The organism is Ignatzschineria cameli (genome assembly GCF_003121895.1).
Taxonomy (GTDB): Bacteria; Pseudomonadota; Gammaproteobacteria; order Cardiobacteriales; family Wohlfahrtiimonadaceae; genus Ignatzschineria; species Ignatzschineria cameli.
The window spans coordinates 139,525-153,905 of the sequence record NZ_QEWW01000004.1; the positions used below are offsets into that span (position 1 = coordinate 139,525).

At 42.8% G+C, this 14,381-nt stretch carries 13 protein-coding genes; 3 read left to right on the forward strand and 10 right to left on the reverse strand.

What is annotated here, in order from left to right:
* The first annotated feature begins 12 nt into the window (after positions 1-12).
* Complete coding sequence (locus DC077_RS07405; RefSeq protein ID WP_109201866.1) at positions 13-612, forward strand: 2OG-Fe(II) oxygenase; 600 nt, start codon at positions 13-15, stop codon at positions 610-612.
* A 282-nt stretch (positions 613-894) separates the two neighbouring features.
* Here the strand turns inward: DC077_RS07405 and DC077_RS07410 are convergent, their stop codons facing one another.
* The gene (locus DC077_RS07410) at positions 895-1,236 is read right to left on the reverse strand and encodes a hypothetical protein (protein ID WP_109201867.1); all 342 of its coding nucleotides are present in this window, start codon (positions 1,234-1,236) and stop codon (positions 895-897) included.
* A gap of 189 nt (positions 1,237-1,425) precedes the next feature.
* A complete protein-coding gene (locus DC077_RS07415) occupies positions 1,426-2,214 on the reverse strand; it encodes a HesA/MoeB/ThiF family protein (protein ID WP_109201868.1) in 789 nt (262 codons plus the stop codon).
* Between the two features lie 236 nt (positions 2,215-2,450).
* On the opposite strand from DC077_RS07415, the gene hslV reads away from it, so the two are divergent.
* On the forward strand, positions 2,451-2,990 hold the full coding sequence (gene hslV / locus DC077_RS07420; protein WP_094567913.1) for an ATP-dependent protease subunit HslV: 540 nt from the start codon (positions 2,451-2,453) through the stop codon (positions 2,988-2,990).
* A 93-nt stretch (positions 2,991-3,083) separates the two neighbouring features.
* Entirely contained in the window at positions 3,084-4,421 is a 1,338-nt protein-coding gene (hslU, locus tag DC077_RS07425; protein WP_109201869.1) for an ATP-dependent protease ATPase subunit HslU, read from the forward strand.
* A 133-nt stretch (positions 4,422-4,554) separates the two neighbouring features.
* Here the strand turns inward: hslU and fbpC are convergent, their stop codons facing one another.
* The 8 genes from fbpC to DC077_RS07465 all read right to left on the reverse strand — a co-directional run bounded on the left by fbpC (position 4,555) and on the right by DC077_RS07465 (position 14,369).
* Positions 4,555-5,598 (reverse strand): ferric ABC transporter ATP-binding protein, encoded by a 1,044-nt coding sequence (gene fbpC, locus DC077_RS07430; RefSeq protein ID WP_109201870.1) that lies wholly within the window; start codon positions 5,596-5,598, stop codon positions 4,555-4,557.
* Positions 5,599-5,614: 16 nt separating this feature from the next.
* On the reverse strand, positions 5,615-7,681 hold the full coding sequence (locus DC077_RS07435; protein WP_109201871.1) for an ABC transporter permease: 2,067 nt from the start codon (positions 7,679-7,681) through the stop codon (positions 5,615-5,617).
* 449 nt (positions 7,682-8,130) lie between these two features.
* On the reverse strand, positions 8,131-9,159 hold the full coding sequence (locus DC077_RS07440; RefSeq protein ID WP_094567919.1) for an ABC transporter substrate-binding protein: 1,029 nt from the start codon (positions 9,157-9,159) through the stop codon (positions 8,131-8,133).
* Between the two features lie 380 nt (positions 9,160-9,539).
* Positions 9,540-10,853 (reverse strand): MFS transporter, encoded by a 1,314-nt coding sequence (locus DC077_RS07445; protein WP_109201872.1) that lies wholly within the window; start codon positions 10,851-10,853, stop codon positions 9,540-9,542.
* Between the two features lie 165 nt (positions 10,854-11,018).
* Positions 11,019-12,362: an amidase gene (locus DC077_RS07450; RefSeq protein ID WP_109201873.1), complete on the reverse strand. Its 1,344-nt coding sequence runs from the start codon at positions 12,360-12,362 to the stop codon at positions 11,019-11,021.
* A gap of 10 nt (positions 12,363-12,372) precedes the next feature.
* On the reverse strand, positions 12,373-13,065 hold the full coding sequence (locus DC077_RS07455; protein WP_109201874.1) for a DUF2848 domain-containing protein: 693 nt from the start codon (positions 13,063-13,065) through the stop codon (positions 12,373-12,375).
* A gap of 76 nt (positions 13,066-13,141) precedes the next feature.
* Positions 13,142-13,795 (reverse strand): GntR family transcriptional regulator, encoded by a 654-nt coding sequence (locus DC077_RS07460; protein WP_109201875.1) that lies wholly within the window; start codon positions 13,793-13,795, stop codon positions 13,142-13,144.
* Between the two features lie 211 nt (positions 13,796-14,006).
* The gene (locus DC077_RS07465; RefSeq protein ID WP_094567924.1) at positions 14,007-14,369 is read right to left on the reverse strand and encodes a YajD family HNH nuclease; all 363 of its coding nucleotides are present in this window, start codon (positions 14,367-14,369) and stop codon (positions 14,007-14,009) included.
* Between the last annotated feature and the right edge of the window lie 12 nt (positions 14,370-14,381).

The window sequence follows — 14,381 nt, forward strand, 5'->3', positions numbered from 1 at the left end:
CTGAAATTCACTATGAAAATAGACAATCTTATCGATGCGCTCACCACACAGGGCTACTATGTGTGGGATAATTTTCTATCCGCTTCTGAAGTTGCCCATATTAAAGAGGCGATCCCAGAGGACCAATTAAAAGATGCTCGTATCGGTCATCGCCATACCTTACAGGGAAATCGAGAAATTAGAGGCGATCTGACACTCTGGCTCGAACCAACAATGGGCGAGCCGATTGCCAACTATTTTGAAAAGATGGAGGATATTCGCCAATCCCTCAATCGGGAACTCTACCTTGGCTTACGCGACTTTGAGATCCATTTCTGTCGCTATCCAAGTGGTGCTTACTATAAACGGCATAATGATAATGCTCGGAATCAAAATCGCCGAAAAATCACTACGGTGCTCTATCTCAATGAGTCTTGGCAACCGGGAGATGGCGGTGAATTGTTAATCTATAGTCGCGAAAAACTCGATTCAGATGAGGTGATTTTAACTCTACCGCCAAAAGCGGGACAGATGATTCTCTTTCTCTCAGAGGATTTTCCTCATGAGGTGCTACCAACAAAAGAGATGAGAGAGAGCATCACCGGCTGGTATCTAACAGAACCATTTCTCTAATCCTATTACTGCATCATTGCAACACTTCATCATCTGTTTCGATAATCTCTCAATTCTCTAAACTCTCTCAACGCCCTCAATTCTGACTCAAAAGCGAGAGGGGAAATCTGCAAAATGAGATAGCCTTAGACTCAGAGAGATGGAAAAGATAGGAAAAACATCAAAAATGTTACAAAAAAAGAGCAGCATATCTTGTCGGCTGCTCTTCTTATTTTTACTTCTAAACTTTTTATGAATCTCTTTTATAACTCTCTTTTATGACTCTCTTCTTAACACAAATTGTTATTTACAACGATGAAGAAGATCGATAATGCGCTTATCATCACTATCGGCACGGGCATAAGTACTATCGATCGCGCGGTAGATCTCAATCACAAAATGATTACCACTTTGTAAACGAGTACCATTACCTTTGAGGGTCGATTCTGTCACGCGGTCTGATTTGAGGCCATTTTTAACACATGCAAGATAGCTCTCATAATGTTTATCTGAGACCAATTCCGTATCATGTTTATGGTTATCTTTATAATCGGTATAGCTCACGCTCTTTGTCGGCGCCTCTGTCGTCGCACAACCTGCAAGAATAAGCGCACTTAAAGTACTTACTGTAAAAAACTTTTTCATGATTTAATCTTCTCTCTTTTCGGAATAGTCAATCAGCATTTAGCTGATTTTATAATCTTATTCTCAACTTTATCTATTCACGAATAGGTCTACATTAATATTAATTGACATTAATTGATTGACCTCTCGCTCTTCTGCCCTAATTTACCCTAATTACAGAGTGAAGTTAACACTTTGGCCTCTAATTTTTCAGGTTTGATGGAGAGAGCAATTGGGATTACGGCGATATTTGAACTTCTGCCAACTAAAATTGAGCGCATTATAGAGACAGATCTCACCAACGGCGATTGAACCAAGCCCCATAATCAACTTAAGCGCTTCTTGTGCTTGAGTGACACCAATAATATGGACCACTGGTGAGAAGACACCAAAGAGCGCGCAATTACCATCATCGGCATGTTCTCCCCCAAAGAGACACTCATAACAGGCGCTCTTCTCATCACGAAAATCAAAGACCGTTAATTGCCCCTCATAACGGACAGCAGAACCTGAGACTAATGGAACCCCATTGAGATAGCAGGCTCGGTTGAGATCTTTGCGCAGGGCAAAATTATCACTACAATCGAGTGCAACATCGGCATCCTTAATGAGGGATTCTAATGTTGCAAAGGAGACCTTCTCCTCCACTTCAACTAGTGTAACGTTAGGATTGAGCTCCCGAAGATGCTTTGCCGCTTGCCGCACCTTTGAACGATCGATATCTCCCATACGGTATCCCGTCTGCCGATGAAGATTGGTAATATCGACCCGATCATAATCAACAAGCGTAATCTTCCCCACTCCCGCGCCGGCAAAGAGTGGTAGTGCCGCCATCCCAAGCCCGCCACAACCGACTACCACCACATGGGCCTGTTTCAGCTTCTCTTGGCCGGTTAGATCAAACTGATCCAACATAATATGGCGTGAGTAGCGGAGTAACTCATCATCACTTAAGCGCGAGCCATCGAGTAAACTCTCTGCCGCTTTTCGATCTCTCATCGATTCTCCCCTTATCCTTACAATCTTAATAAACCTAACTACCTTCATTGTCTTGAAAATTGTGACAATTTGGATAGTTTTGACACCCCTTTAACATCCACCGATCGCTCTTTAACTACGCTCTAAGCGCTCTGCGGAAATGGGTAAGTTTGGCACATTTTCAATCTTCGTCTTGAAATGGGCTAAAGACACCACATTATATTAGCATGCCAACTTAAAACGATAAGGAGTTAATTGTGGAACAATTTAGAGGGACAACCATCTGTGCAGTACGTCGCGGCAATGAGGTCGTCATCGGTGGCGATGGTCAAGTATCGATGGGAAATACCATTATGAAGGGAAATGCGCGTAAAGTTCGCCGTCTCTATAATGGAAAGGTTATTGCCGGCTTTGCAGGGGGTACTGCAGATGCATTCACACTCTTTGAACGCTTTGAAGAGAAGCTTGCCCAACATGGGGGGAATCTCACTCGTGCGGCTGTTGCTTTAGCGAAAGATTGGCGTACAGAACGTTCACTGCGCAAATTAGAAGCGTTACTAATTGTTGCAGATGAGACCGCTACATTTGTAATCTCCGGTTTAGGGGATGTCATTGAACCAGAACATGATATCGCAACCATCGGCTCCGGCGGAATGTTTGCCCATAGTGCTGCATTAGCACTCTTACAAAATACTGAGCTCTCTGCAGAAGAGATTGTTCGTAAAAGTTTAGAGATTGCCGGCAGCGTCTGTATCTATAGTAATACTAATCTTACTTTAGAGAAGCTCTCATTTTAAAGAGCGATCCAACCTCGGTAGAGGTCAGACATCTATCTAAAAATATCGAAGATCGAATATCGAAAAAAAACAGTAAAAAAAGGAATTATTAATATGAGCGCTATGACACCAAGAGAGATCGTGCAGGAACTCGATCGCTACATTATTGGTCAAGATGAGGCTAAACGTTCCGTAGCCATTGCCCTACGCAATCGCTGGAGACGTCAACAGGTCTCAGATGAGATGAGAAAAGAGATCACACCTAAAAATATCTTAATGATTGGACCAACCGGTGTAGGTAAAACAGAGATCGCACGTCGTCTTGCAACTTTAGCAAATGCGCCATTTATTAAAGTGGAAGCAACGAAATTTACAGAAGTTGGATATGTGGGCCGTGAAGTGGACTCCATTATTCGTGATCTTGTGGAAGCAGCTGTTAAACAGGTGCGCGAGCGCATGATTAAAGAGGCTTATCCTAAAGCGGAAGAAGCAGCCATTGAGCGTGTTCTCGATGCGATCTTACCGCCCCCTAAGAGTGTCGGTTTTGCCGATGAGCCCAATGCCCCTAAAGCAGAGAGCGCAACTCGTCAAAAATTCCGTGAAAAGATTATTCGTGGCGAGATGGATGATAAAGAGATCGATATCGAAATCGCAAGTACAGGTGTCGGCGTCAATATCATGACTCCGCCTGGAATGGAGGAGATGGCAGATCAACTACAATCACTCTTCCAACAATCAGGAATGGAGAAGAAAAAGAGCAAAAAGATGAAGATCAAAGATGCGCTCAAAGTGGTTCAAAATGAAGAAGCCGCGCGTCTTATCAATGAAGAAGAAGCTAAGCAGAAAGCGATCGAAATTGCTGAGAATCAAGGTATTGTCTTTATCGATGAGATCGACAAAGTCTGTCGCAAAGGAGAAACTTCCGGCGCTGATGTCTCTCGTGAAGGGGTGCAGCGCGATCTTCTTCCTCTTATTGAAGGCTGTACTGTCTCCACCAAATATGGAGCGATCAAGACAGATCATATCCTCTTTATCACATCAGGAGCATTCCATTTAGCGAAACCTTCAGATCTCATTCCTGAGTTACAAGGGCGTCTCCCGATCCGTGTTGAACTCAAATCACTCAATGCCGATGATTTCTACCGCATCTTAACAGAACCCTCTTCAGCATTGATTAAGCAATACAAAGCGCTTCTTAAAACAGAAGGTGTTGATCTTGAGTTTGATGACTCCGCACTTCGGAAAATTGCCAAAATGGCATTTGAAGTCAATGAGAAGACAGAAAATATCGGTGCTCGCCGCCTCCATACAATTTTAGAGCGCCTATTAGAGGAGATCTCCTTCTCTGCTTCTGATCGTGATGGCGAGAAATTTGTTGTCACCGAAGAGTATGTGAAAAATGAGTTAGAAGATCTTGTCGAAGATGAGGATCTCAGTCGCTTTATCCTCTAATCTCACTGATCACATCTGACTGATCACATCTAATTTAAATCAGTCGTTTTAATCAGTAGCAATAACAAGAAGCAGCTTATCAATCGATGAGCTGCTTTTTTATTGTTTCCAATGGGATTTTTTCCAATGGAGATTAGAGCGCAAAAATTCCTCTCGTCGCAATATGGAGATAGTAGGTCTGATCGAGCTTGGGTGCCTCTCCGATCGAATTGACCTCTAAAAAGAGAATCTGTCCTTGCCAATTGACCATAACTTCATAGCTTGCCCCCATATAGACAACATGCTCTATATGGCAAGCTTGACTCTCTTCGCCATGGGCTTTGAGTGAGATCGCTTCTGGACGAATTCCCACATGGCAGGCTCCATCTTCTCGCGCTAAAGGTTGATCGAGTGTAATACGATACCCATTAACCTCTAACTGTTGCGTCTTCGCATCATAATGCCCTTTAAAGATATTGGCATCCCCCATAAAATTGGCGATAAATTCTGAATTAGGCGCACGATAGAGATTCTCTGGCGTATCAAATTGCATAATCTCCCCTTTCCGCATCACCAACACTCGATCAGAGACTGCAAATGCCTCACTCTGATCGTGGGTAACATAAAAGGAGGTGATACCAAACTGCTGTTGCAACTCTCTAATTTTCTCCCGCATACTTCGGCGCAAGTTGGTATCGAGATTACTCAAAGGCTCATCAAAGAGAAGTACTTTCGGCTGAAGAATAAGTGCCCTTGCAAGTGCAACCCGCTGCTGCTGACCACCGGAGATCTGATCGACATAACGATTCTCAAAGCCGGCAAGATCAACAATCTCTAAAATCTCAGAGACTCGCTTCTCCCGCTCCTTTTTCCGAATGCCCAGCATCTTCAGCCCATAGCCTACATTCTCCCCTAATGACATATGGGGAAAGAGGGCATACGATTGGAAAACCATCGAGATATCACGCTCTTGAATCGAGCGCTTTGTCACATCTTCACCATTGATATAGATCGCACCTGATGTCGGCTGCTCCAATCCGGCTAAGAGTCGCAAAATCGTTGTCTTCCCACAGCCAGAAGGACCTAAAATTGAGATCATCTCCCCCTTTTCAACCTGTAAAGAGAGATCATCGATCACCACATTTTTCCCAAAGGTCTTATTAATATTTTTAAGCTCAACAAAATATGAGGTTGTCATGTTAAATCTCTCCTAATTACTGTCCATTTTTTGCTGCTGATCGTTGGGTTCGTGACTCCCCTACCAGATAGTCAAAGATCAAAATAATCGCCATCATCACGACAATAAGAATGGATCCATAAGCGATCGCAATTCCATATTCACCATCTTCTACCCGATTTAGGATATAAGCCGTTGCGACCCGAGTATCAGGCGTCACTAAGAAGATAATAGCGCTCACCGTTGTTACCGCTCGGACAAAGCTATAGACCAAAGCAGATAAGATTGCCGGTCTTAAGAGCGGAATTAAGATGAGAGAAAGAGTCTTAAATGAGCCCGCTCGTAGACTTAAAGAAGCCTCATCTAATGATTTATCAATCTGCCCTAACCCTGCAATCCCAGCCCGAATACCGACAGGAACATTGCGCATAATCATCGAGATAATAACGATCGCGGCAGTTCCTGTAATATAGATCGGCGCATCATTAAAGGCTAAGAGATAGGCAACCCCGGCAACCGTTCCCGGCACAGCAAAACAGAGCATTGTGGTAAATTCTAATGTCTTCTTCCCACGGAAATTTTGACGCACCACAATATAGGCGATTAAGATTCCAAAGAAGGCGGTCACCGGTGCTGCAATCGCTGCAAAGGAGATCGTATCGATAAGAGAAGGCCAAGCACCATCCGTAAACCCTTGCCCAAAGAGTGTCTTAAAGTTATCGAGGGTTAAGGTGTAATCTACACCCCAGTTAATCGTGAAACTGCCGTAGAAGATACTGCCATAGAGAAGCCCATTAAAGAGTGTCCAGAAAAAGAAGATGGCAATAATGATCCACTTTAAAGAGATCGGCAGAGGTTGCAGATCACCACGGGAAAACTTCCCTGAAACAGTGACATAAGAGCGCTTACCGATCCAGAGATATTGCGCCGAAAAAGCAGCTAGAGAGAAGAGAAGCAGAACGATCCCCAAAGTTGCCGCAGAGGTATAATTGAGCTGTGCGCCGGTAATATAGAAGTAGATCTGAGTCGCTAACACATCAAAACTTCCCCCTAAAACCAGCGGGTTACTAAAGTCAGCTAGGGATTGAACAAAGACAATCAAGAAAGAGTTCGCCAATGTCGGCCGTAAAAGCGGTAAAAAGATGGTGAAGAAAGTTTTATAAGGGGTTGCTCTTAAGGTGTAAGCTGCCTCCTCCATCGAAGGATGTACTGTTTTAATCGCACCATCGATAATCATAAAGGACATCGGTGTAAATGCTAAGACTTGCGCAAGCCAAATGCCGGTAAAGCCATAGAGCCAGTTAGTTGTGGTTAAGCCTAAATGGTTTGCCGCAAACTCCGTTAAGTAACCTGAGCGCCCCATCATTAGAGTAATCCCTAAACCCACCACAAAAGGAGGCGTGACAATGGGCAATAGTGCAAAGATCCGCCCGATAATTACACTTCTTTTCGCGATTCTTGCCGTATAGACTGCGAGAATTAAGCCAAAAATAGTGGCCGTCAATCCCACAGCGGTAGCGAGCAGAAGAGAGTTTTTAATAACCCGTAAAATGTAGTGATTATTGAGAACATGAAAGAAATTGAAGGGTGCAAAGCCCTCTTTTGTCATTACCACCGGGATAAAGATCTTAATAATAGGATAGATAATAAAGATAGCGATCAGGGCTACAATCAGTATCAATGCCGCAATAATAAAGCGATCTCCCCCTAAATAATCGAGCCGAGCGAGATTGAGCGTCAAGATCATACCAAAAGCCAGTGCAAGCAGAATCACACTATAGCCAAGCCCCAGCCCCATCAGACTCGATGAGATAAACATCACCAAGGTAGAGAGACTTAAAATCGCAATATCAATCCGATTTCTTCGCGGTGACTTTAACTGCTCTATCGTCGGACGTAACGGTCGTAGTAAGAGAAGAAGTGGTAGACCAAACCAGAGCCAGCCGACCGATAAGCTTGACCAGCCAAAAGCTTCTAAGATCTCCTCTTCTGTTGAATCCCACAATCCATAATCTAACGAGTAGGTCGGGAGTAGCAAGAAAGCGATGACACCCAATAATATCCAGAAAAAGATCGGATCGATCCTCCGTTGAGTTTCCATCATCTTCCCCTCCCTAAATAACAATCACAATCATCTTTAGAATTAATACCCAGTCGCTCCAGATTAATGCTAAGACCCTTCATAAAATATCCTCTTACATCGCATCCTCTTACATCGATCATCAACCCATCTTGCTGCTGTTAACCCCGGCAACCTATTGTGATATTGAACGATCTGATGCTTAACGATAAAAAACAACCTCAATTTATAGAACAGTGTCACAAAAAGCGGTAAAAAATCAGTAACCGTTATAAAGCCCCCAAGTCTTACTGACTCAAATGCTTCAAATAGAGTCGAGAGAGCGGGAGAATAAAAAGGGGCTTACCCAAAGGGTAAGCCTTGATTGACCCTGATAGTGATCGATCTTCCTTTTGTCCCGTTTTATAGCGGAGTTTACCGGATCATCCTCAGCTGATCACTTACCTCTGATTCGCAACTTCATTGATCATTCGTTACTTTTGCATCTTCACATCATTGACCCACTTCTCGATAAGATAGGTGCGCATCTCGCTATCCCCATATTTATCAAAATCATACTCAATGAGATTCACATCCTCTAATTTTAAGGAGTTAGGGGAAGCTTCTGCCGTCACGTTGGTGGGAACTTGATAGGATTGTGCTTTTTTCCAAGCAATCTCCTGTGCCTCTTTGGAGAGTGCCCAATCAACAAAGAGCTTCGCATTCTCTAAATTACGCGCCCCCTTTAAGATACTTACGCCACCGATCTCATAACCTGATCCCTCACAAGGAACAACTAGCTCAATCGGCGCACCATTCTCCTTCTCTAAAGCATAATCATGGAGGAAACCGATCCCGACCGTTGCTTCTCCACGCGCAACATTTCGCGCAGGGGCAAAGCCTGATTTTGTATATTGGGAGATATTTTGATCAAGATCCTTAAGGTAGGTAAATGCAGTCTCTTCATCCCAAAGTTGATTAAAGGTTGCAAGAGCTGTATATGCGGTACCAGAGCTTTGAGGATCGGCAATCTGAATCTCCCCTTTAAGACCATCATTTGTTAGATCAGACCAGCATTTAGGAATCTCTATCCCTAACTTCTCTGCACGATCGGTATTGACACCAAAGCCTAAAATACCGATATAGACTGCCGATGAGTAGTTCCCTTTCATCTTTGCAGGATCTTTAAATTCAGGAATAATCTCCTCTAAAACTTCAGATTGATAAGGCTCTAATAATCCCATCTCTCCCGCTTGTGAATGAGGATCTAACGTCCCTCCATACCAGACATCCGCCTGTGGATTTCTTCTCTCAGCTTCAATTTTTGCAAAGGTACTACCACTACCATTACGAATGACAGAAGTCTTGACATCATACTTATCACTAAATGCTTTAACTTCCTCCTCACAAAAAGCATTTGTCCCACTACAATAGACAACTAATCGTCCTTTCGCTTCAGCCGTTGAAAGGGTAAAGCTCAGCGCAGCACTGAGTGCACATAAAGTTAAAACTCGCTTTTTCATAATTGATAATCCTTATCCTTATAAATAGAAGATAGAAGCACAACAATAAACGGTATCGATAACCACTAAGATAATCTAATCGATCAAATAACTGATCAGATAACTAATCAGATAACCGATAATCATAGGTGTTACTCTACTATATGTTATCTCCTGCCCATTTTTAATAGAGATTCGCCTCTTTTTGCAACAAAGTTAGTCGCAAGATCAATTAAGACCATAATCGCTTAAAGTCTAGATAAAAAAATCCCCCAAAAGATTATCAGTAACTGATCACTCACTCTTGGGGGAATCCATTGTTAGCTGCAATCATTACTGATAATACAACTTAGCTATGACAACTCATTTTCCATCGTCTTCGATCTATTCTTCAATAGAAATTATGCCTTCTTACGGGGAATTTTAATAAAGAAGAGGACTAATAGCACAGCTAATAATTCTAACGCGCCCACAAAGTAGAGTCCCGATGCAAGGCTATCTGTCTTTGTCTTTAAAAACCCAATCATATAAGGCGCTACGAAACCGGCTAGATTACCAACAGAGTTAATCACAGCGATCGCCGCAGCCACAGCTCCTCCAACAAAGTAGAGTGAAGGAAGTGACCAGAAAACCGGGAATGCCGCCAAGATACCGATAGAACCAATCACTAAGCCCACCATTGCTGCAACGGCATTTCCCATAAAAAAGCCTGTTAAAATAAGCCCGATGCCGGCAAAAAGCGTTGCGATACAGGTATGATATTTTCGCTCATTGCTCTTATCAGAACTTGCTCCCCACCAGACCATTGCCACGGTTCCAAAGAGGAAAGGAATTGCAGAGATCAAGCCAATAACAAAGTTATTGCTAACACCAAGAGCTTGAACAATACTCGGCGACCAGAAGGCTATCGTCGCATTACCCGCAACAATACAGAAGTAGATTGCACAGCAGAGCCAGAGAATAGGCTCTTTAAAGATCGCCTTAATACTTCCCTCTTTCTCTACACTTTGATGATCTTTAGCAATATCTGCCACGATCGTATCTTGCTCCTCTTTTGTTAACCACTTAGCATCATGAGGACGATTAGGTAGATAAAGAAGGACAAATATTCCAGCGATCACAGATGGAATCCCTTCGATAATAAAGAGCCACTGCCAATTGCTCAATCCGCCAACATCACCCATAACGCTCATAATAAAACCGGCTAATGGATTACCGACAACACCGGCAATTGCAAAAGAGGTCATAAAGAGTCCATTAATTTTTGCTCTTCTAGCCATAGGAAACCAGTAGGTAATATAGAGAACAACTCCTGGGAAAAATCCTGCTTCAAAAACCCCTAACAGAAAGCGTAATACATAGAACATCATCGGGGTTGTTACAAACATCATCGCTGCTGAGGTAATTCCCCATAAAATGGTGATTCTCGCTAATGTCTTCTTCGCACCAATTTTCTCTAGATAGATATTGCTCGGCAACTCAAAGAGAAAGTAACCGATAAAAAATATTCCCGCACCTAAACCATATACCGCTTCACTAAATTGTAGATCATCGAGCATACTGATCTTTGCAAATCCCACATTGACACGATTGAGCCATGCCAGCAGAAAGAGCAGAATTAAGAAAGGAATTAGACGTAATGTAATTTTACGATACGCGCGATCTTTTATTATTGTTTGATCATTAAGCGCATCTTGATTTGTCAATGAGTGCATAACACCACTCCTCCTATGATGTAATCATCACATAATTGTGATCGATAAAGTAAAAATAATGTAAATTATGAAAATAATGAAAATAATGAAAATAATGGAAGCAATGAAAAAATCATGAAAGATCATGAAAGATCATGAAGAATCATAAAAGGGGGAAACTTACTATCACCCTTCAGACGATTCTGAGAGATATTTTTCAATACTTTTTGCCACCGTAAGAATATGGTGATCTTGATCTTTTAAGCCTGAAATACTTAAGCCGATTCCATCACCTAAAGGTAGTGACAGAGCACAGCCATCAAGAAAATTACTTACCGTTGTATTGCGGAGCACAATGCCATTGAGACGAAAGAATGCTTCTTCATCTGCTAACGCTTCTACTTTTGGAGGCTTGACCGCTACTGTCGGCATTAACCAAGCATCAAAAAAGGCCAATTTTTTCGCGGCAACGGCCTGTAGCTCCTCTCTTTTTCTTAAAATATGAAGATAGTGAGATGCCGTAATACTCCGCCCACGCTCAATTCTTTGAGCGACTAAAGGATCATATTGATCCCGTAGCTGATCAAAAAAGAATTCATGCTCGCTCCATATTTCCGCCGCGGTTAATCCCCCCTGACTATTGATATGGGGAATCTGTGATAACTCATAAAAATCACGATAGATAATCGTAGCTCCCGCCGCCTCTAAACGTGCGAGCGTCTCTAAAAATCGAGCTTCAACCTCAGCATCAAGATCTTCCATAACATAATCTTTTGTCACAAAAAAGCGCATTTGTGAAAGAGGGATATGAGGAATGTCATAATCGGTTTGTGATAAAACCTGATCCATCACAATCACATCCTCAACGGAACGAGTTATTGCACCCACGGAATCATAACTATAAGAGAGAGGGACAACCCCAGCGGTAGAGACTCGGCTTGCTGTCGGCTTAAACCCAACCACATCACAAAAAGCTGCGGGAATTCGTAAAGAACCGCCGGTATCTGATCCGAGCGTGGCGAAAACAGCTTTAGAAGCAACACTGACCGCGCCACCTGAGGTTGAACCGCCGGCAATATAATCTGAATGATCTGGACGGACAGGTGTTCCATAATGGGGATTTACCCCTAAACCAGAAAAAGCAAACTCACTCATATTGGTTTTACCAACAATAATAGCGCCTGCGCGCTTTATAAGATCGACCACATGGGCATCTTTCTCTGCCGCGCCATTTTGGGTAAAGATAACAGAGCCTGCTGAAGTGACCTCTCCGGCAACATCCATCGAATCTTTAATAGAGATCGGTAAGCCTAAAAGGGGTGCATCATCTCCCAAAGCGAGTCGCTGATCTGCAACTTTAGCCGCTGCCATCGCCTTTTGCGAATAGCAGTGGGTAAAAGCAAGTTGACCAATTGCTCCGAGCTCTTCAATTCGCGCAAAAGAAGCATTAACCAGATCAATACTCGTTACCTTTCCTGCCTGCAGTCGCTCTCTTGTTTCACTCAACGTTCCGCTTAATAACTGAGTCATAACATCCCTCCTACGCTTCCACTTCTAAAACTGCGACATCATATTGATGTTGTAAGGTACGATTTAAGAGAGGATCAAAGAGTTCAAGCTCAAAACGCTCACCAAAGCCTAGCTGCCCAATCACAGCTTGGGTTCCACAAAGTAGAGCTTCTCCCTCATCTAAATCGGGATATCCTTTCCATTTTTCCATCAGCTCTAATGGATGGAGTAGTGTTGAAACAGATCCCTCTTGATAGAGCTCGCGCTGACCATTTAAGGTGCGATAAGAGCGCATAATCAATTGATCCCAATGATCTTGCACATCTTGATAACGCCATACATTTCGACTAATAGGTTTCATACACATCTGTTTTGAAACGGTAATATCGTAAGCTTCTACTTTTCGATCAGTATGATCTGAGCCAATAGCTAGATAGAGCTCTCCATTTACCTTAAAAAAGAGCACCTCCACCTCACCTGAAGAATCTGCACGCGGTAGCGCAATTTCGGTGGCGGTTGTTAACAACAGAGGTTCTAACTCATAAAAGCAAGGAGTCTTCTTCGGCGGGGCAATTCCCATCTCTGCAAGCTCATCGATATGTTCTTGAATCGCTTTCTGATCTCTTCCAGCCCAACCGCCGACCATAAAGCGGCTCGGGGTGAAATCAAGCAATTCGCTTCCTTCTGGTAAAAGCACTTCAAGTGCTAATTGTTTCTGTTTCATCTCTATCTCCTCTCATTACATTTTTTATAAAAAATCATTCTGCTTCTGCGGCAGCGATAACTCACCGAAGTTATTGTCAGATTGTTGCCACAATATTTTTTCTAAAGTTCTCCACATGGCGAATCATTGCTTGCTCAGCCAAAGCACTATCCCGTTGTGAAATTGCTTCTACAATCTCTACATGCTCCTCATAAGCACGTGTCATCTGCTCTTTTGCTGAAAGGGAGAGAAACCAGAAACGAGCCTGTCGCTCATGTAACCCACTTAAGATATCGGAAAGAACACGATTACGAGAGGCTGCCGTAATGGCATTATGGAAGCGCAAATCGATCCTCATTAAAGCGGTCAAATCTCGATTCTCAATCGCTTTGGGGGTTTCAGATAGAATCTCCCGCATCGCTTCAATCTCTGAGGCTTGAGCCCTCTCGGTAGCTAATCGAACCGCCATACACTCATTAACGAGACGTACCTCTATCATCTCAATCACTTCATTGAGAGAGAGCTGGCTGACCATCACCCCTTTTCGAGGATAGATATCCACTAATCCTTCAACGGCTAAACGGTGTAATGCCTGATTAATAGGGGATCTACCTAATGAAAGCTCATCTTGTAAATAAGATTCATTTAAAAACTCTCCCGGCGCAAACTCACAGGTTAAAATTCGCTGTTTAATCTCCTGGTAGGCTTGCTCTCGAAGAGGAATTCTTCGTTTATTCTTGTTCACATCCATCTCCCTAACCTTAGTTGATACTCAACTAAAAAACTTGTGATATATCACAGATCAATTCAAAATTAAGCTATAAAAATAAATATTGCAACTACTATTGCACTGTTTACCACAAAAAAAGCCCTCTTCCATTATGCTTTAAAAGCTCAAAAATAGCTCTAAAGCTGATTAAAATGGGCTTCTCTCAATAATCTTTAGATCACTTAAAAGTGAATTATCCCTTTTTCATCATCTTCGCTAAATCAGCAAAGGGATTATGGGTGGCGATATCGCTCTTTCCATCTCTATTTTCAGTACCATATTGTGCCGCCTCTTCTAATCGTTGATGCTCATTATCATGGCAATAGAGACAGAGTAACTCCCAGTTACTGCCATCAGCGGGATTATTATCATGATTGTGATCTTTATGGTGAACCGTTAGCTCTCTCAGATTGCGGTGATCAAATTCACGTTGACAGCGTCCACAGATCCAAGGGTAGAGCTTTAGCGCTTGCTCTCGATAACCCTGCTCTCGTAAACGTCTATTTTGATGTGTCTCTGCAATAATCTGATCTAAACGGGATTTAGGTTGATTCATTCTCTTCCTCCA